Raw genomic sequence first — 20033 nt, 5'->3', positions numbered from 1 at the left:
CTCAGAGCCACCCGCGCCGGGCCGCCTGGACCCCGGCCTGGAAGCGGGTGGTGGCACCCAGCCCGGCGAGGAGGACGGCGACGCGGCGGACGACGGTGCGGCGGCCCAGGCCCAGGCGCCGGGCGATCGCGTCGTCGGTGGCGCCGCTGGCCATGAGGGTGAGGATCTGGCGGTCCCGGGCGTCGAGTTGGGTGCCGGTGCCCGTCGTCGTCACGGGAACGGCGAGCCTCCACAGGGACTCGAACACGTTGGACAGCGCCCGGAAGAGGCTGGAGGGGCGTACCAGGAGAGAGACGACACCGGGGTGGGCGTCGGCGGCGAGGGTGACCACTGCCAACTCGCTGTCGACGATGGCGAGTTTCATGGGCGGATCGTCCAGCGCCCGCGCCTGTTCCCCGGCCGCAATCATGCGGGCCATGTTGGGCCCCGCGATGGGGTCGTCGCACACGGAGCCGTGGTAAATGGTGCGGTAGACGACTCCGTCGGCCATCCGCTCGCGCTGGAGCGCCTCCTGTCCGAGGTAGTGGTCGACCGTGCCGGAGTACGGCGGCATGTCGATGGCCCGGAGCTGGTGGCGCGCGGACCGCTGAAGCTGCCCGCTGACGGCGAGAACGCGGGCGGCGTCCTCGACGACCTCCAGCGCGCCGTAGTGACCGGTGTCCCGCCTGGCGAAGCGGTAGAGCTGTTCCAGTTCCGTCCCGGTCTGGCGCAGGGCCGTCCACCGGGCGGCATCACGCTGCAGCAGCGCCTCGACGACCTGGGTGGGCGGCAGCGCTTCCCAGGACTCCTCCGCGCCGCCGGCGCCCGTCGTCATGACGATGTCCTCGGCGGCGAGCTCCTTCAGCACCGCCCGCACGACGGCCTCACTCAGCCCGGCCCGGTCCGCCAGCCGGCCGGCGGACTCGCGTGGGTGACCGACCAGGGACCGGTAGACGCGCCCGCGGTCGGAGTCCGGGTCCAACACGTCGCGCACGGCGCTCCCTTCGCCCGTACCGGGGACGGCCGCCCGGCCGCCGAAGCCTACTGCGCGGGTGGCGCACTTGTGCCAGTGGCCCCATTGCGCCACCGCCTCGTATGGCGCCGGACGAGGCAACTGCGGTGAGATTTCCGCTGTCCGGCCGAACCACCGGTTGCCTGGCATCCGGCCCACCCCGAGGACACCTGATGAGATTAGTCCTGCCCGTCCGGCTCCCGCGCGCGAGGGCGGCAGTCGCCGCCATGGCCGCCACTCTCCTCCTCTTCGCGGGAATGCCCTCTGCACACGCAGAGCCCTCGGGTCCGCCGAAGATGGCCGACGGATTCGGTCTGACCCAGACCGACTCCGTATCCGGCTCCGCCACCAACTTCGTGGTCACCGTGAAGACGGCCCAGGTCGCCGGCGAGCACCGCATCCGGATCCTGCTGCCCGACGACTACTCGGCCAACCCCGCCAAGCGCTACCCGGTGCTCTACTTCCTGCACGGCGCCTCCGACGACCCGGGCAACCCGAGACTCGCCTACCCCGCCCTCCTCGCGGCCAAGTCGATGATCACGGTCATTCCGGACGGGGGCCACCGGGGCTGGTACAGCAACTGGCTCGACCAGGAGACCGCCGCCGGTGCGCAGAACTGGGAGAACTTCCACATCGACCAGGTGATCCCGTTCATCGACGCCAACCTCCGCACCATCGCGGCCAAGAAGGGGCGGGCCGTCGCCGGCCTCTCGATGGGCGGCTTCGGCTCCCTGCACTACGCCCAGGCGCATCCCGAACTGTTCAGCCAGGTCGGGGCGTTCTCCGGCGCGGATGACCTCTCCAGGGACCATGCCGTCATGCGGGCGGCCGTGGTCGCCACGCTCACCAACATCGGCGCACCGCTCTGCGGCTCCGGCGACCCCACCTGCTCGCTCAACTTCGGGCCCACGGTGTCCAGTGACGCGATCTTCGGCACGCCGTACCCGATCCTCGACGCCGACTGGCGCTGGAACGAGGCGGATCCGTCCACGCATATGGACCGGCTGGCCGGTATGGGCATCTCGCTCTACACCGGCGACGGCGGAGGAAACCCCGCCAACCCGGAGTTCTGGGTCAGGTCGGCGGCCCAGCACGCCAAGGAGCACCTGGACGCCCTCGGGTACCCGTACCACTACGTGGACTACGGCAACGGCTCCGGCTGGGGCAACTGCGACGGCGGCCACGATTACAACTGCTGGGCGCAGGATCTCGTCGACTTCGTACCGCGCGTGGAAGCGGCCTTCGCGTCCGCCTGACCCCTCCCGCTCCCGAAAGACAGGGCTACGTACATGTTCAAGCGACTGTGCACGCTGCTGCTGAGCCTGGCGCTCCTGTGCACCGTGGGGGCCGGCGCCGCCCATGCCCAGCCGGGCAAGCGGGTCTTCAACGCGATGCAGATCATCTTCAGCCCGTCGTTGCCGGATCTCTTCTGCACGCTCGGCGCGGTGGGCGGCGACAAGTACGGGCACAAGATAGCCATCACCGCGGGCCACTGCCTCGACGACCCCAAGTACGCGGACCACGAGATCCACGACGACATCGCCCCCGTCTACGACCGGGCGGACACCGGGTTCGGCCCGATCGGATACGTGCGCTACTTCAAGGACCCGGAGGGCTCCCAGACAGGTCACGTGACCAAGGACTACATGGTCATCGAGCTGGTCCCGCAGGTGACGCCCTCCGCGCAGGGGCCGTATCTGAAGCAGACGGGCGAGGTGAAGGTCCCCGGCGGGACCGTCAGCCCCAACGCTCTGACCCCCGCGCTCGACAACGAGCGGCTGCTCGCCACCGGCAGCAACGAGATCATCACGTCCGGCCAGACGGGTGTGTGGTACGGCACCGTCATGGACAACGCCGACGGTGTCTACCGGTCGCCGGCCGCGAACATGCGGGGCGACTCGGGCGGGCCGGCGATCTGGCACGTACCGGGCACCGACCTCCCCTCCCAGGCCAACAACTTCCAGGCATCGGGCCCTTGGGCCGGTATCACCAAGGGGATCACCCTGGCACTGCCGCCCTTCCTCTACACCAGCTCGGCGAACATCCTCGCCGACCTGCGCGCCCGGGACACCGCCACCGCCGGCGGTGTCTTCGGCGCGGGCTTCGAGGTGACCACCAACCCGTGATGTCCCCGGCGGGAATCAACCGAAGCCATCGCCGCCAACTCTCCCTACTGCCAAGGGGAATTGCCTTGTCCATCGGGATGCTGTCACCACGCACGAGAACGACTCTGCTCAGCGTGCTCGCCCTGGTTGCCGCACTGCTCACCGCGGCGACCCCGGCACGGGCCGCCACCCCCGCGTTCGAACTCCTTCCGCTGGTGCCGGCCGGCGCCGACCACCAGCAGAAGCTCAAGGCCGAAGTGGCGCACTGGACCCTCGCGAAGATGGCCTCCGTCGGCCTCAACCACGAGGACCAGGACGCCACTCCGCCCCCGGGGGGCTGGGACGACCTCGGCAAGCCGTGGCCGCGGGAGGCGGGTCTGGTCTCGCGCACCGCGGGCAAGTTCTTCATGGAGTACAAGAACCTCGACAACGGTGCCGTCACGGAATCAGCATGCTCCGGCAACGTGGTGACCAGTGCCAATCAGAGCGTCGTGGTGACCGCCGCCCACTGTCTGCGCGTCCACACCCCGGTCGATGTGGGCTTCGGGAACATCGTGGTCACCAACATGGCCTTCGTACCGGGATTCAACGGCGCGAGCCTGCCCCGCCACACCACCAGCACGGCGCTCCCCGGCAAGGACATCGCCCCGTACGGGGTCTGGGGAGTGACCCGCGAGTGGTTCACCAATACCTGGAGCCAGAGCGCCGACTGGCTGCTGGGGCACGATATGGCCGCGGTCCTGGTGGCCAGCCCCGACGACCCGCGGCCGATCGGCGAGGTCACCGGCGCCCAGCGGATCGGCTTCAACCAGCCGCAGAACCAGACCGACCACATCTTCGGCTACCCGACCATCAACGAACGCAACTACTACCGCCCCGGCCATGTCTCCCCGGAGCTCCAGCGGACCTTCGACGGCCGGAGCCTCATGGTCGCCCAGGGCACCACCCGGGCCGACCCGGTCTACTACAGCGACGTCATGCCCGGGGCCCTGTCGCCCGGATGCAGCGGCGGCGCCGTGCTGCAGGACTTCGACCCCGCCACCGGCGCGGGTGTCCAGGTCGGAGCCTTCTCCCGCTACGACGACCCCGGCCAGATCATCGGCGTCCTCGGCTGGCAGGAGGGTCCCAACATGAGCTCCACCCACTTCGGTGACGGGGAGCAGGCCGTCTACAACGCTGCCCAGTCGGCGTCCCTGACGTAGCCCGGTCGGCACCGGATACCACCAGCGAAAGGAGAAAGCGTGACGAGAAGCTTCGTACCACCGCGACGGAGGTGGTTCCTGGCCATCGTCCTGTCGATCGCCGGCGTCGCCAGCGCCCTCATCGGATCGGCGGGTACGGTCCAGGCCGCTCCCGCACGGCCTGCCCAGCCCTGCGGGCCGGTCATGTTCGTGGTCCCGGGCTGGCAGGACGGCGGGGCCCAGAAGCTCCTGGACCCGGCGTTCGCTCCCGAGGGAGCCAACCCGGTGCGCATCCCCTACCCCAACAGCGTCAACGACATCAACCTGTACACCGATGTCGACGCCGGTGTCGCCAACCTCAGGACGGCGCTCTACAACCTCTACGTCACCTACGGGTGCGACCTCAACACCAAGGTGTACATCGTCGGGTTCAGCCTCGGCGCCCTCGTCGCGGGCACCGTCCTGGAAACCGAACCGCCCGGCCGGAACATCCAGGGAATCCTGTTCGCCGACGGCCGGCGGCAGCCCGGCGAGTCGAACTGGCCGGGCGACCCCGGCGGGCTCGTCGGACATCTGCCCGTTCCCGGCCCCGGTGGCGCCGGCTTCCGCCCGCTCGACGGGTTCCGGTACCCGACGCTGAGCCTGTGCAACGGGCCCAACTCCGCGGGCGGATCGGATCTCATCTGCTTCGGCGGCACCAACCTGGACAGCTACTTCTCCTCGCACCCCTACTACAGCTTCGACGTGGCCACGGAACTCCGGATCCACGGCGAAGGCCCCTACCCTCACAACCTGAGGAACCGCGTCATTCCGTAGGCCACACCGCGTGTGAAGCCTCGGAACACATCGCAGCAGCAGCCGGTCCGCCCGTGGCGCCCCTCCGCGCCACGGGCGGACCGAGCGGCGTCTCCGGCGCGAGGGCCAGGCTCTCGCCCCGCCCGCACCCTGGCCTGCTGCCGCAGACCCACCGCATAGGGGCTGCGGGCGCGACGGTGCAGCCCGGTGGGCATGGTGAACGGCATGCGGTTCAGCCGCCTCCCCCTCCCCCGCCGTCTGCCGAATGCTCCGACGGTGCTTGGCAGTTGCTGAAGCAGTGGTCGCCGAGGCCGGTCATCACGATGAGCGCCGGGCCGGCCACGAGAATCAGCACGAACAGCACGAGAGCGACGAGCACGGCCCAGAGCTTCACCGGCGCGCCCTTGATCTGCTTGTCCAGCAACCTCATCCGCGCCTCCTGAGACCACCACGGCTTCCTGGACGCAGGGTCCGGCATCCCGGCACGCACGGCAATGCCGATCCGGACTCAACCGCCGCTACTCGCCGTGCGCGTTTGCCCTTCGCCGCCCGGATGAGGTGCCGAATGAGCTGCCGGAATGACGAGGGTGGTCGGCTGACGGGGGGCGAGCCATAGGGGTGTTGTCGGGGACCGGGTGTCGCCGGCCACGCTTCAGCGGGCGGCAGGGCCCCGCAGTGAGGCGGTGAGCAGCTCGATCATGCGGCTGTAGCGGGCGGGGAAGTCGACGTGGGCGGCGAGGAGCTCGGGGTCCTCCACGGCCGCGACGACGGTGGGTCCGGGGTGGGCGAGCGGCCACAGCCCCGCGATGAGCACGATGGTCGCCGAGGCCAGTTCCTTCGCGGCCGCCCGGTCCAGCTCGGGCATGCGGGCGTGGATGATGTCGGCGAGCCGGTCGTTGCTGGCCAGTGCCTGGCGTTTGAAGGCGCGCACCGTCTCCACCGAGACCGTGCGTTCCAGCACGCTGGCCAGCACGCTCGCGAGCTCGCACAGCACCGGCCGGGCGGCGAGTGAGGCGGCGTAGGCGTCGGCGAAACCGCGCACCGGCGTTGTCGGCCCCGTGCCGTCGTCGGCGGGTGCCAGTTCCGCCGGGAGCGCGTCCAGCCAGGCGCCGTACTCCCGGTTGAGGAGTTCCAGGAAGACCGCCTCGCGGTTCTCGAAGTAGCGCAGCACGTTCGAGGTGGCGATCCCTGCCTGCCGCCCGATGTCACGAAGGGTGATGTCGGCGACCTGCGCCTTGTCCAGCAGTTGCTCGGCCGCGTCCAGGATCGACTGCCGGCGCAGCTCCCGGTTCTCGGGACTGCGTGCGCGGATGAACCCCTGCGTGGTCTCGCTCATGGCCTTCTTCCCGCTCGCCCCGATTGCGCCGCTCGCTGTGTCGCTGCGGCCAGGATACTGACCACCCCCGACATAAGAGAACGCAGTTCTGTTACGGTGAGAGGCGTAAGAGAACAAGGTTCCGCTAACTCGGCCGTGCCGAATCGGGAGGGCATCATGATCACGTTCGACAAGCTGCTGGTGGGTGGGGTCTGGACCGCCCCTGCCACCTCCGATGTCCTGTCCGTCCGCTCCCCGCACGACCAGTCCTTGGTGGGCGTCGTGCCGGAGGCGTCCGTCGCCGATGTCGACCGCGCCGTGGCCGCGGCCCGCGCGGCCTTCGATCACGGCCCTTGGCCGCGGATGGCGCCCGAGGAGCGCCGGCGGGTGGTCGCACGCTTCAACGAACTGCACTCCGCGCGCGCCGACGAACTGGCCTCGCTCATCACCTCGGAGAACGGCTCGGCGATCTGGTTCACCGGCATGCTGCAACGCAACCTGAAGGACTTCAACAACGACTTCATCGACATCGCGGCCGGCTTCGACTGGGAGACCGAGCTGCCCGGTGAGGGCGGCCGCCGCACCGTGGTGCGCCGGGCTCCCGTAGGGGTCGTCGCCGCGGTGATCCCGTGGAACGCACCGCACCAGTCCGCTCTGGTCAAGATGGTCCCCGCGCTGCTGGCGGGCTGCACGGTCATCCTCAAGCCGTCGCCCGAGACGGCCGTGGACGGCCTGCGGCTCGCCGAGCTCCTGGCCGAGGCGGGGTTCCCCGAGGGCGTGGTGAGCGTGCTGCCCGCCGACCGGGAGGTCAGCGAGTACCTGATCGCCCATCCCGGCGTCGACAAGATCGCCTTCACCGGCTCGACCGCGGCCGGGCGCCGCATCGCCGCGGTCGCCGGCGGGCAGTTCAAGCGCGTCAGCCTGGAGCTCGGCGGCAAGTCCGCCGCCATCGTCCTGCCGGACGCAGACGTGGCCCGGGCCGCGACGGCCCTGAAGGGCCTGTCGCTGGGCAACAACGGAGAGGCGTGCATCGCCCAGACTCGCATCCTGGCCCCGCGCAGCCGCTACGACGAGGTCGTCGACGCCATCGCCGCCATGATGCGGGACGTCACCGTGGGCGACCCTCTGGACCCGGCCACCTGGATCGGCCCCATGGTCAAGCAGGCGCAGCAGCAGCGCGTCCGCTCCTATATCGAGGCCGGCATCGCCGAAGGCGCCCGCCTGGTCCTCGGCGGCCCCGACGCGCCGGACACCCCGGGCCTGGAGAAGGGCTTCTACGTGCGTCCGACCCTGTTCGCCGACGTCACCAACTCCATGAAGATCGCCCAGGAGGAGATCTTCGGCCCGGTCCTGGCGGTCATCCCGTTCGACACCGAGGACGAGGCCGTCGCCATCGCCAACGACTCCCCCTACGGGCTGGCCGGCGGCGTATGGACCGCCGACCCGGAGCACGGCCTTGAGGTGGCGCGCCGCATCCGCACCGGCACCTTCTCCGTCAACGGCGCATCCCGCGATATGCGCACCCCGTTCGGCGGCTTCAAGGCCAGCGGCATCGGCCGCGAGTACGGCGCGGCGGGCCTGAGCGCCTATACCGAGTACCAGTCCATCGGCATGTGATCACCCTGGCGCCGGGGCGCCCCTGGGCGGGGTCGGATGCCTGAGCCAGGACACCGGGGCCATGATGGGCAGCTCTACGCCCCGCCGGTCGGGAAGCCCCAGGCTGACCGGCCCCTCCTCTACATGAGGTCGAAGGGGGCCGGGTCGTATCGCTCCCAGATCCGGCGAGATGTCTCTTCTGGATAGGGCAAGGTCTTCGACTCGATATCCAGGACGCGAGTCAGCTGTCGCTCGGGCCCGTGGGCGGGCCACCCGGGGTCGCCGGCCGTGGCGAAGCGGACCCATCCCCGCTGCAGTTCCCGGGATACCGCCGAGACCTCCGGCGTTGGCCGGTCGCCGAAGAGGTGCCGGCCGGCGGGGCTGTCCAACGTGCCGAACGCCAGGGGAACGTCGAGGCTGTGGCAGGCGCCCAGGACTCCGCCGGACGCCGTAGCCGCCAGTTGCAGCTCGAAGAGAAACGACGTGCCGCCAGCCGCTCGGTTCGCCTGGGCCAGCTGCAGTGAGGGCATCCGGAACAGGGCATCGGAGTAGACCAGTTCAAGCAGTTCTTCGGGGGTGGCCTGCGGGTAGGCGGCGCGGTAGGCGTCGGCGCCGTCCGGTGCCGGGGCGAACAGATCCAGGGCCGTTTGGGCCTCGTCCTCGGTGAAGGTGCCCAGCCGCCCCATCATGACGCTGAACAGCCGGAATTCATCGCGGGTGTGGCCGACGAGGAGTTCGATCCCATCCGTACGGCCGCCGGCCAGTGCCCTCCAGGGCGTTTCGGTGAACACCACGCCGTCGAGGACCGGGCACACGGCGACACCGGTCTGCGAGAGCCGCCCCCAACTCTTGTGGCGGCCGGGAAGGTCGGCACCAAGGGCGGTGAGCTCGCCGGCCAGGCGCAAGGGGTCGATGCCGGACAGCGCTTCAGCGTCAGGTGCCGCACCGACCCGGGCCGCGAGCGCGGCGGCGACTTCTTCCGCCAGCGCACGGGTGCACAGCGTTCCCGGCACCGAGTGCACGATGGCCCTGCGGAACAACCCGTGCGCCCGCTCCATCGTCAGCAGGGCCGCGATCGACCCCGCCCCGGCGGACTGCCCCGCCACCGTGACCCGGTCAGGGTCCCCGCCGAAGGCGGCGATGTTGCGCTGTACCCATTCCAAGGCCGCGATCTGGTCGAGAAACCCGCGATTGGCCGGGGCGCCCCCGACAAGAGCGAAACCCTCGGCCGCCACCCGGTAGTTGATGCTCACCACGACCAGGCCCGCGCTGGTCAGGGCCGCAGGGTCGTACATCGGATCGCTGGCGGCCCCCGCGATGTAGGCACCACCGTGAATCCACACCAGTACGGGCAGCCCGGCCGTCCCCAGGGCCGGGGTGCTGACGTTGAGCGTGAGCCAGTCGTTCCCCACCGACTTCTCGGCCGTCGGTCCCGCCTGCGGAACCACGGGGCCGAACTCGGTCGCCTGCCTCGTCCCGCCCCACCCCTTGACCGGGGCAGGCGCCTGGAACCGCAGCGGCCCGACCGGCGGTTGGGCATAGGAGATGCCGCGGAACACCGCATGCTCTCCCCGCCAGAACCCTTCGACGAGGCCCTCCGCAGTCCGTGCTCTTGGTTGTTCGGGCATGTCAGACCCCTCCTCCGCGAACGGACTCCCAGCTTTTACCGGTCAGCTGTAATATGTCAACCGTATGGAAATAGGAGGCCGACGATGCCCAAGCAAGTGGATCATCGCGAACGCCGCGAGACGATCGCCCGAGCACTCTGGCGCGTAGTGGAACAACGCGGCATCGCGCACGCGAGCGTCCGCGAGGTTGCCCAGGAAGCGGGCATCTCCCACGGCGCGGTGCAGCACTACTTCGCCACCCGGGAAGAGCTGTTGGTCTTCGCCATGGACTTCGCGTCCGAACAGACATCACTACGCGTCGCCGATGGCGTCAGAGAACTCGGCAACCCGCCACACCCCCGTGACATGCTCCGAGCGATGCTTACGGAGATGCTCCCGCTACGTCCCGACGCACGCGCGACGAGCCGGATGAGCGCCGCCTACGTCCTGGAGGCACTGCACAACGCGAACATCCATGCCCGCGCACGCGACGGGTTGGCCCACGGCCGCGACCTCATCGAGCAGATCGTCCGCCAGGCCATCACCGATGGCCACATCAGCCCCGACCGCGACCCGGCGACGGAGACCCACCTGCTCCTGGCACTCACCGGCTTGACCCCGCTCATCGAACTGAGCGTGATCGAGCCCCAAGATGCCCTGGCCGCCGTCGACCAGCACCTCAACCGCCTGTTCACCAACAAGACCTGACCGCACCCAATCGCCGGCGGCCACGCTCCGGTACGTACGGCCCCTGCCCCTGCCGCTGCCGTGATGCAGGAGGACAGCGACGGGGAAGACCAGCGCCAACGACCCGGCGGCCTCCTGCACGGGCTGTTCCGCCGGGGGCCGGCCGCCGGGCCTGTCCTGCCGCGGCCGTGACACCTACGGCCAGGCCCACGCCGTCGGAACCTGCTCGGGATGCCGACGGCAGGTGCCGTGCAATTGGAATGTTCCACGCGCTTCCCGTGCTGCTGGAATGTTCCACTCGCTTCGACCACCTGCGCGAAGTCACCCACGACAACATCCTGGGCGTCCGCGACCAGTTGGACCCCTCACCCGCCAGGCTGTCCTCGCCTGGCTCGACTACCGCAGCGAGCGATGGCCCGGCGCTCTCGACCGTGCCCGCGCCCCGGGCTGCGCTGGCTCAGCCCAGCGTGTCCATCAGGGTGGTGACATAGGCATCCAGCCGCTCCTCCACGGCCCGCGTCGTCAGCTCTGTCCTCCCTTCCCCCCGCCATAGCTGCGCCACCTGCTGCACTTCTTCCGAGGCCGCCAGCCCGTCCCGTACCTGCCAGTACAGTCGCTCGCTCGCGGCCGCGGCCAGCACTCCGCCGGCCTCCTCATACGCCTCGGCGAACCGCAGACCCCACGCCGGGCCGTGCAGCAGCGCGAGATTGGTGGAACAGTGCGCCACATCGAGATCCGCCGGGCCCCAGGAGGTCGCTGCCCAGTCGACGACGCCGGCGATCCGGGCATCTGCCGACCCTGGGGGCGGCACGTCGAACAGCACGTTGCCGGGTTGGAAGTCCCGGTGCAGGAACCGCCCTTCATAGGGCGGCGCGGGGTTGCGGATCACGTTGATCGCCGCGGCCCATGCCGCCGCGTCGGCGCCCTTCGGAGTCACGACGGTGTCCGCGGTCGTCAACGCCACATACTCCGGGGGCCGCTCGGCGGGTCGCACCGCGTGGATCGCCACGAGCTGACGGGCCAGCAGTGGGACGCGCGCCTCAAGTCCCTCATCGTCGAGGACCGTTCGTCCCGCCAGGTGCGTCATCAGAAGCGACGGATACTCGCAATGCGCGGCGGCCGGATCAACCGCGACCAGCCCAGGAGCCTGCACACCGGTCCCCGCGAGCAGGGTCAGGGCGCCGGCCTCCCTGTTCAACCAGTCGTCGGCGCGCTCCACAGAGAACGGGTCGACGAAACTCCGCAGCACCAGGTCACGGGTACCTCCATCCCGCGTACCGATGGTCAGCCTCCGCATTTCGGCAGTGATGCCGCCCTGCAACGCCTGGACTCTGACGATCCGTTCGCCGACATCCAGGTGCCGGCCCACCCAAGCCAGCGTCAACGGTCGGACGGCCACTGCCTCGTCGTGATTGGTCACTGTGCCAGCTCATCATCCGGACGGCGGCACGCGCAAAAGGTTTCGTGGGGGGCGATGGCAACGCTGCTTTGCTCCCCTCGCAGCTGCCGCCGGCACCGTTCAGGCACTCGCGTCCAGCCGTGGCCACAGCTTGGAAAGTCCCCGTTCAGCGGACTCCGGCATCGATCAGGGAGCCTTCGTGATCGGTCACCGAAGCAGGATCATCTTGCGGAGTGGCTCGAATCCGGCGCGTCCGTAGAGCTGCATCTGATCTTCTCCATGCGGTTCACGGCGCCCTCGGTGCCATCGGAGCTCCATTCCAGGGTGAGTCCGGCTGTCACGGCGTCGAAGTCGCCTCGGCCAGGCGGAGGGCGGCGCGGTCGGTCTCGGAGAAGCATCCGGTCTCTTCTCCCTCCGACGACAGGGCATGAGGTCCTTGTGGGCGGTCGGGTGCTGCTTGCCGATGTTGACGCGTCGGAGGGGCGGACATGGCACGTTCGATTCGTTCGTGTGGTCTGCGCTGCGTCCTTCGGGCGCGTCTTGGTGGCCGGTGGTGTGTGTTCCGGCAGGGGAAGAGTTCGTGCGGAGCGTTGCCGCTCGCTGCGTGTCCCGGGCTACGGGCTCGGGTCGTCGACCTTGAGTTTGTCTCCGGTGTGGGAGACGAAGATGACCAGGAGCTTGGCGCGTTCGGTTCGGCTGGTGTTCTCGGTGAGGACGTGGTGGGCGCCCGGCTGCTCGACCCAGTTCTGGCCTTGGCGGTAGGTGGTGGCGGGCTTGCCGTCGAGCTTGCTGCGCACGGTGCCTTCGAGGACGTGGGCGTAGACGAATGCCTGGCCGTGCCGGTGCGGCACGGCGCGTGCACGGGGCGGGAAGCTGACGACCACCGAGGTGAACGTCTTGCCCTTCACGTTCGGCAGGGCCTGCTGGAGCAGAGGGGTCAGGGTTTCGGCGGGGTGCTCCGATGCCGCGGTGGCGGTAGGCGTCTTGGCGGGGGTGAGCCGGGCCGAGGCGGTACAGCCGGTGGCCCCGGCCAGCGTGGAGGCGGCCAGGAAGCCGCCGGCGATCCGCATGGTGATCACGAGGGGTCTCCCGTTCAGCCTTCGGTGACGCGGATGATCGTCTTACCGCGGGTGCGCGTGGCCGGGGCGAATGCGGCAGGTGCTGCACCGAGTGACCGCACGGCGCCGATGACCGGCTTGAGCCGTCCGTCCCTCAGGCGCGCGGCGAGATCGGTGAGCCGGGCGCGGTCGGGTTCGACAACGAAGAAGACGGCCCGCCCGTCCTTGGGCCGGACCTTGGGCGGCATGGCGATGGTGACGAGCGTGCCGCCGGCCCGGACCAGGGCGGCCGAGCGGTCGAGGATGTCGCCGCCGATCACGTCGAACACGACATCGGCCTCACCGTCGTCCCCCAGTTGCTCGGTCTGCAGGTCCAGGAAGGTGTCGGCACCCAGGGCGAGCACCCTGTCCCGGTCGGAGGACCGGCCCGTGCCGATGACGCGGGCGCCGGCCTCGCGGGCGAGCTGGACCGCGATCGAGCCGACGCCGCCCGCGGCACCGTGGATCAGGACGGTCTGGCCCGTGGTGAGCCGGCCGTGGTCGAACAGGCCCTGCCAGGCGGTCAGCCCGGAGATCGGCAGTGCGGCGGCCAGAGTGTGGTCGATGTCCGCCGGCAGTGGGGCGAGGTTGCGGGCTTCCACCGCGGTGTACTCGGCGAGCGTGCCGTTGCGGGTCCAGTCGGCCAGGCCGAACACCCGCTGTCCGACGCTCAGGCCGGTGGTGCCGTACCCCAGCTCCACGACGACACCGGACAGCTCGTGCCCGGGCACGCTCGGCGTCCGGTCGCGGCCTGCGCGATCGGTCCACGTGCCCGGCCAGTCCAGCTCGCCAGGGGTGAAGCCCGCGGCGTGCACCCGCACGATGACGTCGTTCTCGGCCGCATGGGGGTAGGGCATGTCCGTCAGGGACATCCCGGCAAGACCGGCGTCACGGTCTCGCACAGTGATGGCTTGCATACAGGTCCTTACTGGGAGGGGCGACTCGAACGCGCAGCCCGTTCACACACAGGGCTCACAGCGGCTCGTCATCGGGAAGGTGCGACAGGGGTATGTATGCCGTTCCGCATGATCGATATCACCTGCTCGCGCATTCCTTCGTCGCCTGTTTTCCGGTCTCATCAGGGAGACGAGGTAGCCCCTCCGGGTGTGACAGCTCATGTGACGGCTCATGTGACAGCTCAGACGCGGGCGAGTTTGTCGGGATTGATGACTCTGCGGTACGCGGTGATCAGACCGTCTGCGATCTGGACCGTGTCGACGGAGTAGACCCGGCCTTCGCGACGGTACACAAGGGCGAGCTCGCCGCCGACCTCGGCGAAGTCGATGCGGTCCGGGCGCCACTGACGCCCCACGCGCACCATGACCTCGGCGACGCGCTCGCCGCCGTGGATGAGTTTGCGTGCCGCGGAGACCTTGCCGCCGCCATCGGTGACGTAGACGGCGTCCGGGTGCAGCAGCCTGACCAAACCGGCCAGGTCCCCCGCCTCGTATGCGGCGCGGAAAACCGCGAGGACGCGTTCGCGTTCCGCCTTCGGCGCTGGCGGCACGGACTGCTTCGCCTTGGCCACCCGCCGCCGCGCCCGAGAGGCGAGCTGCCGGGCACCCGGCACGGAGACGTCCAGCACTTCGGCGATCCGGCCGAACTCAAGGCCGAAGACGTCGTGCAGGACGAAGGCCACCCGCTCCGGCGGGGACAGCTCCTCCATGATCAGGAGCATCGCCGAGCTGACGGACTCATCGACGAGTACTGGCTGCGACGCGTCCGGCCCCGTCAGCAGCGGCTCCGGCAACCACGGTCCGACATAGGTCTCCCGACGGAAACGCGCACTCCTGAGAATGTCGTACGACCGCCGCGCGGCCACCGTCACCAGCCAGGCCCGCAGATCAACGATGCCCCGCAGATCCGCTCCGGCCGCCCGCAGCCACACATCCTGGGTCACGTCCTCGGCATCGGCCACGCTCCCCAGCAGCCGGTAGGCCACACCGAAAACCGCGGGCCGGTGCCTCTCCCATCCGGCTCCGAGCGAGTCCTCCTGCTCAGACGTTCCGGGTCCGTTCCCGTCACCCATGCGGATCGCGGCCTCCTCCTGCGTGCGGATCCAGCGTAGCCATCCGAACTCGGGATCTTCGCAGACAGCTCCGCCAGCCCGGACACCCGGACCGACGACGTAGCGCGATGTTCCACAGGTAGCCGCTCGTGAAAGACCCGGCTGCCCGGCGGCCCACCTGCGGTGATCATGTTTCATGAGCCGTTGCAATCAACGGGGCATCTGAAGCACCTTCATGAAACGGTCCGGGCCGCCGTGAGCGACGACCACAAGGGCACGAGACGGAATCGCACGACTGCCCGATGGCCACCTGCGCCGCCCCAGCAGGGTCCCCGTGTCGGGCCGACAGGGGCAAGGTGGGCATCCGGTACCACACCGCGCGCTTCCGCCTCGTGTCCCAACTCGCCAAGGCGCTCAGCGTGCCGGCCCCCGCCGTACGCAGCCGGGGTCGGTGTGGACCGAGCTGCCCCGGCCGGTGAGCACCGGCGCCGAACCGGTCGGGCATGTCCGCCTTGGCTGTGCCCGCGCCGCGACCGCCCGGCAGTCCTTCGACGCACAGCTCGACTCACTCGCGGAAGGCCGGGGTGACGCGGCTCTTCTCGGAGAAGATCTCCACCCGCGCCACGAAGCGGCCCGAGCTGGCGGCCGCCGTGCAGCTCTCCGGGGAGATCCGCTCTTCCGGCGTCGCCGTGACCCTCGTTGTCCACGAGCACAGGCGGGCTCGGCCTCGGCATCGAACTCGCCATGCGCGCCGAGGGACTGAAGACCGGCGATGTCGGGCTGGAGTTCCTCACCGGGGAGCTGACGGGCTCGCACGACCCGTCCGGCATCGTGTTCACCGTGCTCGCAGCCGTGTCCGGGGTGGAACGCGAGTACATCGGCGACGGCACCCTCGACGGCCACGAGTCCGCTCGCGAGCGCGGCAGGACCATCGGCGGCGCGGGCGTCATGGACGACCACATGCTCTCCATGGCCTCCACCTGCGTAGGCAGGAGATGAGCCTGCGCGACATCGCCGCCCGGCTCGTCATCACCACGGGCAAGAAGGGCGCCGAGGGCGCCGGGCTCGTCGATCAACTCGTTCGGAGACCTTGCGCCCGCACCGTAAAGGCCCATGGGTCCCAGCGGAACCGTGCCCGTGCCTCGGGCCGTCGGATCGTCGGGCCGACATCTGTCGATTCCCGCACCGTGCGCTCGCGACAGGTGTGGGGGGTCGGGGCAGTCCCATGGCTCCTACCATCTCCCGCAGAGCTGATCGGACCGCACGGCCGCCGGCCGCCCTCCGGGCCGGTCCGCCTCCCGACGCCAAGTTCCGGCCGACCCCGGCCGCCCCCCGATCCGCCCGCCGCGGCGAAACCACCCCCGACGACACAGAGCAGAGCAGGAGGCACCATGCCCCCCGAGAGCGATCGATGGACCGCCGGATCGCCGCCGAGGCACTTCGCCGCACCCCATACGTGCCGGCGCAGGCGCTCTCCCACCGCAGTGGCTTCCTGGCCTTCCGGCGGGCCCGGGAGTCCGCCCGCGGCAGCGATCCGGGCACCGGACACCGGGTCATGACGGCCGGTCGACGCCGTCCGCCGGCCACGATGCGGTCGCGAGCGCACCGGGCCGTCCAGAAGCCGGCCGGTGCCGGAGGGGCCGGCCGATGACCGGCGGCACCGAACCGGACTGCGACCCGCTGGAATGGATCGCCGACCCGGACCTGGCCGGCCCCGGCGCCACCGTTGCCACGCTTACGCACGCTGGTGCCCCGCGCCGCCGACGGCTGCCCGGACTGCGCGTCCCCAGCAGGCCCGGAGGGGTCGCCGACATTCACAACGTCACCGACGACCGGGCCTCCTCTACTACCGCACCCACCTCGATGGCTTCCACATCGCCATCGGCACCAGCGGCAGCAGCGCCAAACAGGTCAAGTACGCCCCCTCACCGGCCGATTCGTCGCCACCCCGGTCCACGAGACAGAGGCCGACCACGACCACGGCCACGACCATGACCGCCAACCGCCGCACCATGCCTACGAGCACACCGGCCACCGCATCAACCTCGGAACCTTCTCCCGCAACCACCGCCCCACCACCTCCTCCGGCACCGTCCTGGGCTGATCCGACGGAGCCAGGTCACCGGACGGTTCCGTGTGCGTCCGCTCAGCCGTGCAACGGGCGAGCGACGCCGGCCGGATGCGGGGCGCGCGCAGCGAAGAGTTCCGGTGGCCGCAGGATCCAAGGCTGTCGAGCGGCCCCCTTGCGGTCCTTCGACAGACGTGGATGAGTACGACCGCCGATGGCGCGGGCATCGTGTGACGCCGTGCGCCGACGTAACGCAAAGGAGATCGCAATGCTGCCGACCGACGTGCGTGACACCGCCGAGTACGAGGCCGTTCACGGCTATCTGCTGAGGTCGCACGAGCCTGCCTTCGGCCGCCCGGCCGCCCTGTCGGAGCCGCACACCTCACCCGATGGCCGCCGGATCGTGGTGACCGGAGCGGTGCTGGACAAGCTGGCCGGTGTGCCTCGCACCACGGTCTACGCGGTCGAGGACGGCGAACTGCGGGCGATCACCTCCGGTACGGCGTCGGCGCGGTACCCGCGCGTCTCGCCGGACGGCCGGACGCTGGCGTTCCTCTCGGACCGCGCCCAGTCGGGCCGGTTCCAGCTCCACCTCCTCCACGAAGGGCGCATGAGCGAGGCCGAAGCCGCCCCCGCCGTTCCGGGAACGGTGGAGTACGCGCACTGGTCGCCGGACGGCACCCGGCTCCTGCTGGGCGTCGCGGGCCTCGGCGCCGACCTGTCCGGCGGTCAGGGTGCGAGGAAGAACGTGGCCCAGGACGGCGGTCTGCCGGAGTGGCACCCGGCCATCGACACCGGGCCCGGCGAGGCGTCGTGGCGCAGCCTGTGGCTCTACACGGTGGCCACCGGGGAGCTGTCCCGGGTGTCGCCGGAGGGGATGAACTGCTGGGAGGCCGGCTGGTGCGGCCCGTCCCGGCTGGCCGCCGTCACCAGCGACGCGCCGGCCGAGGACGACTGGTACGGGGCGGTCCTCACGCTGATCGAGCTGGACACGGGCGAGTGCCGCGAGCTGATGCGCAGCGACGTCCAGCTCGGGTGGCCGGCCGGCTCACCGGACGGGCGCTACGTCGGCGTCGTGGAAGCGGTGTGCAGCGACCGGTGGCTGGTGGCCGGGGAGCTCAGCGTGATCGACCTGCGGACCGGCACCAGGTCGGCGATCGACACGGCCGGGACCGATGTGACCTGCCTCCAGTGGCTGGACGCGGACCGGCTCGGCTATCTGGGCCAGCGCCATCTCGACTCGGTGGCCGCGATCGCCGACGTCCCGCACGGCAAGGTGACCGAGGTGTTCAGCACCGGCCTTTCGTGCGGCGGACTGTTCTATCCGGAGGGGACGTTCACCGCTGACGGCGGAGTGCTGGTCGTGCAGTCGGCGTACCGCCTGCCACCGCGCCTCGCTCTCGTCGCGGCCGGGAGTGAGCGGGTACTGGCCTCGACGTCGCATCCCGGCACCGACTTCCTGCTCTCGACCTGCGGCAACGCCGAGGCGGTGACGTGGAATTCGCGCGACGGCCTGGAGATCGAGGGGATCCTGTGCACCCCGCCCGGCGACGGTCCGCACCCCCTGGTGGTCAATGTGCACGGCGGGCCGGTGTGGGCGTACCGCGACACGTGGTCCATGCACGCCCCCTATGTGCCGCTCCTGGTCTCGCGCGGCTACGCGGTGTTCCACCCCAACCCGCGAGGCAGCGGCGGACGCGGACAGGAGTTCGCCGGCGCCGTCGTCGGGGACATGGGCGGCGCGGACGCGCTGGACATCCTCTCGGGCATCGACGCGCTGGTCGAGCGTGGCCTGGCCGACCCGGACCGGATCGGGCTGATCGGCGGCAGCTACGGCGGATTCATGTCGTCCTGGTTGGTCACACAGGATCAGCGGTTCGCCGCCTCGGTCCCGACGGCACCGGTGACCGACTGGTGCAGCCAGACGTTCACCAGCAATATTGGCGGCTGGGGCCTCGCGTTCCTGCAAGCGGACCGCGACGCTCCCGGTGCGCCGGCCCAGGACCGCAGCCCCGTCCTGCACGCCGGCAAGGTACGTACACCGTGCCTCAACGTCGCGGGGGCGAAGGACCTGTGCACACCTGCCGGTCAGGCCCAGGAATTCCACCAAGCCCTGCTCGCCCACGGCGTCGAATCGGTACTCGCCGTCTACCCGCTCGAAGGGCACGGGATACGGATGTACCCGGCGCTGACCGACTACCTCACCCGGGTCGTCATGTGGTTCGACAGGCATATGCCGGCGCGGGCCGGGCGGTGAGCCGGGCGGGCGGTGCGCCGGACGGGACCCGGGCACGCGATACCAGGGTGACGGCCCCGGCGTAGCGCTCGCGCCCGTGCCGCCCCGCCGACAGTCCCGCGTTTGATCACGGCTGGCACGCGGAGAGACCACACCCCATACGCCGCGGCACGATGTCGCGGACGCCGGGCCCGGCTGCCGCACCGGGCCCGGCTGCCGTCACGGAGGGAGGGGCGTGTTGCGGCTTACGCGTCCCCTCGGGCGGGCGGACGAGGGTTTCGGTCCCGTCGTCCCAACGCCAGGGCAGGTGGCGCCCGCGCAGGTGCACCCCGCCCATCCACCGGTCGATGCCGTTGAGCGTCGTATGGTCCGCCACACCGGCGAGTACCCGTACTCCGGTGTCGGTCGGGCGCAGGCCGGTCCCGATCCCGACCGGGCGGTCCGATGGTTCGGCCTGGAGGAGCGGGACGGGCGCGTGTGCCATCCGGTCCGTCATCGCGAAGCACCAGCTGTCGCCGAGGAACGGACGCGTTTGACACGCGGTGACGCGGGCGAACGTCGACTCGGCATCCGTCGCACCGTCGGAGACGGCAGCCGGAATCCGCCGCTCGGACGGCGACAACCCGTCGTGAACCGCCGGGTACTCCCGGCCGAGCCGGTCGAACGCCTCGCCCGGAAACCGCAGTTCACTGGAGCGGTTACTGGCGATGGCGCGCAGTCCGTCCGTGGCGGGCGACCGGAAGGCGGCCCAGGCGCAGGTGGCGAACTGCACCGCGACAGGAGGCAGCCGGGCGCATGCATGCGTGGCGGACAGTTCGGCAACTATTCGGCAGGCAGCCTGCCTAGACCCAATACCGGTGATTTAGGTGGCTTTCCGGCTGGTGGGTCTGGTCTTGGTCGGTCCGACCAGTGTCACGCGGGGAGTGCTCGGTCGGGGTGGATCGTGGT

Annotated in this window: 18 protein-coding genes and 1 pseudogene; 9 read left to right on the top strand and 10 right to left on the bottom strand. The window is 70.4% G+C overall.

Translation table 11 applies throughout. The features are described 5' to 3' along the window. Position 1: 1 nt before the first annotated feature. Positions 2-973, bottom strand: coding sequence for a LuxR C-terminal-related transcriptional regulator (locus IH09_RS27430; RefSeq protein ID WP_052860176.1), 972 nt, complete (start codon positions 971-973; stop codon positions 2-4). 191 nt (positions 974-1164) lie between these two features. Here IH09_RS27430 and IH09_RS27425 point away from each other — a divergent pair, with 191 nt between their 5' ends. The 4 genes from IH09_RS27425 to IH09_RS27410 all read left to right on the top strand — a co-directional run bounded on the left by IH09_RS27425 (position 1165) and on the right by IH09_RS27410 (position 5093). Continuing rightward, on the top strand, positions 1165-2247 hold the full coding sequence (locus IH09_RS27425) for an alpha/beta hydrolase (protein WP_052860175.1): 1083 nt from the start codon (positions 1165-1167) through the stop codon (positions 2245-2247). A gap of 33 nt (positions 2248-2280) precedes the next feature. Continuing rightward, complete coding sequence (locus IH09_RS27420; RefSeq protein WP_052860174.1) at positions 2281-3117, top strand: trypsin-like serine peptidase; 837 nt, start codon at positions 2281-2283, stop codon at positions 3115-3117. Positions 3118-3230: 113 nt separating this feature from the next. Continuing rightward, on the top strand, positions 3231-4298 hold the full coding sequence (locus tag IH09_RS27415) for a trypsin-like serine peptidase (protein WP_052860173.1): 1068 nt from the start codon (positions 3231-3233) through the stop codon (positions 4296-4298). Between the two features lie 39 nt (positions 4299-4337). After that, a complete protein-coding gene (locus IH09_RS27410; RefSeq protein WP_205379165.1) occupies positions 4338-5093 on the top strand; it encodes an alpha/beta hydrolase family protein in 756 nt (251 codons plus the stop codon). Positions 5094-5304: 211 nt separating this feature from the next. On the opposite strand, the gene IH09_RS27405 is transcribed toward IH09_RS27410, so the two are convergent. Both IH09_RS27405 and IH09_RS27400 read right to left on the bottom strand, forming a co-directional pair. Beyond that, positions 5305-5502: a hypothetical protein gene (locus tag IH09_RS27405; RefSeq protein ID WP_052860172.1), complete on the bottom strand. Its 198-nt coding sequence runs from the start codon at positions 5500-5502 to the stop codon at positions 5305-5307. Positions 5503-5724: 222 nt separating this feature from the next. Next, complete coding sequence (locus tag IH09_RS27400; RefSeq protein ID WP_052860171.1) at positions 5725-6408, bottom strand: TetR/AcrR family transcriptional regulator; 684 nt, start codon at positions 6406-6408, stop codon at positions 5725-5727. 156 nt (positions 6409-6564) lie between these two features. On the opposite strand from IH09_RS27400, the gene IH09_RS27395 reads away from it, so the two are divergent. Further along, the gene (locus tag IH09_RS27395; RefSeq protein ID WP_052860170.1) at positions 6565-8004 is read left to right on the top strand and encodes an aldehyde dehydrogenase; all 1440 of its coding nucleotides are present in this window, start codon (positions 6565-6567) and stop codon (positions 8002-8004) included. 119 nt (positions 8005-8123) lie between these two features. Here the strand turns inward: IH09_RS27395 and IH09_RS27390 are convergent, their stop codons facing one another. Continuing rightward, complete coding sequence (locus tag IH09_RS27390) at positions 8124-9611, bottom strand: carboxylesterase/lipase family protein (RefSeq protein ID WP_052860169.1); 1488 nt, start codon at positions 9609-9611, stop codon at positions 8124-8126. Between the two features lie 84 nt (positions 9612-9695). Between IH09_RS27390 and IH09_RS27385 the strand changes: the two genes are divergently transcribed. Beyond that, positions 9696-10298 carry a TetR/AcrR family transcriptional regulator gene (locus tag IH09_RS27385; RefSeq protein ID WP_052860168.1) on the top strand — a complete coding sequence of 201 codons (603 nt, stop codon included), beginning with the start codon at positions 9696-9698 and terminating at the stop codon, positions 10296-10298. Between the two features lie 436 nt (positions 10299-10734). Here the strand turns inward: IH09_RS27385 and IH09_RS27380 are convergent, their stop codons facing one another. From IH09_RS27380 to sigJ, 4 genes are all read right to left on the bottom strand, one after another. Beyond that, a complete protein-coding gene (locus IH09_RS27380; protein ID WP_052860167.1) occupies positions 10735-11697 on the bottom strand; it encodes a phosphotransferase in 963 nt (320 codons plus the stop codon). A gap of 593 nt (positions 11698-12290) precedes the next feature. Further along, complete coding sequence (locus tag IH09_RS27375) at positions 12291-12746, bottom strand: cupin domain-containing protein (RefSeq protein ID WP_052860205.1); 456 nt, start codon at positions 12744-12746, stop codon at positions 12291-12293. A gap of 23 nt (positions 12747-12769) precedes the next feature. Then, positions 12770-13690, bottom strand: coding sequence for an NADP-dependent oxidoreductase (locus IH09_RS27370; protein ID WP_052860166.1), 921 nt, complete (start codon positions 13688-13690; stop codon positions 12770-12772). Between the two features lie 221 nt (positions 13691-13911). After that, positions 13912-14802, bottom strand: a complete 891-nt coding sequence (gene sigJ / locus IH09_RS27365; protein WP_052860165.1) for an RNA polymerase sigma factor SigJ — start codon at positions 14800-14802, stop codon at positions 13912-13914. A gap of 251 nt (positions 14803-15053) precedes the next feature. Between sigJ and IH09_RS40890 the strand changes: the two are divergent. Beyond that, positions 15054-15260 (top strand): annotated as a pseudogene (locus IH09_RS40890) (zinc finger domain-containing protein); the annotation flags it as partial. Positions 15261-15480: 220 nt separating this feature from the next. Next, a complete protein-coding gene (locus IH09_RS40235) occupies positions 15481-15780 on the top strand; it encodes a recombinase family protein (protein WP_240150437.1) in 300 nt (99 codons plus the stop codon). An 847-nt stretch (positions 15781-16627) separates the two neighbouring features. Here IH09_RS40235 and IH09_RS27355 read toward each other — a convergent pair. Then, on the bottom strand, positions 16628-16849 hold the full coding sequence (locus tag IH09_RS27355; protein WP_052860164.1) for a hypothetical protein: 222 nt from the start codon (positions 16847-16849) through the stop codon (positions 16628-16630). Between the two features lie 268 nt (positions 16850-17117). Between IH09_RS27355 and IH09_RS27350 the strand changes: the two genes are divergently transcribed. After that, on the top strand, positions 17118-19106 hold the full coding sequence (locus IH09_RS27350) for an alpha/beta hydrolase family protein (protein ID WP_052860163.1): 1989 nt from the start codon (positions 17118-17120) through the stop codon (positions 19104-19106). Between the two features lie 106 nt (positions 19107-19212). Here IH09_RS27350 and IH09_RS27345 read toward each other — a convergent pair whose 3' ends face one another. Then, positions 19213-19857, bottom strand: coding sequence for a hypothetical protein (locus tag IH09_RS27345; protein ID WP_052860162.1), 645 nt, complete (start codon positions 19855-19857; stop codon positions 19213-19215). Between the last annotated feature and the right edge of the window lie 176 nt (positions 19858-20033).

This window comes from Streptomyces celluloflavus (assembly GCA_000720995.1).
In the GTDB taxonomy this organism is placed as follows: Bacteria; Actinomycetota; Actinomycetes; order Streptomycetales; family Streptomycetaceae; genus Streptomyces; species Streptomyces celluloflavus.
This window is presented reverse-complemented; position numbering and strand designations above follow the sequence as displayed.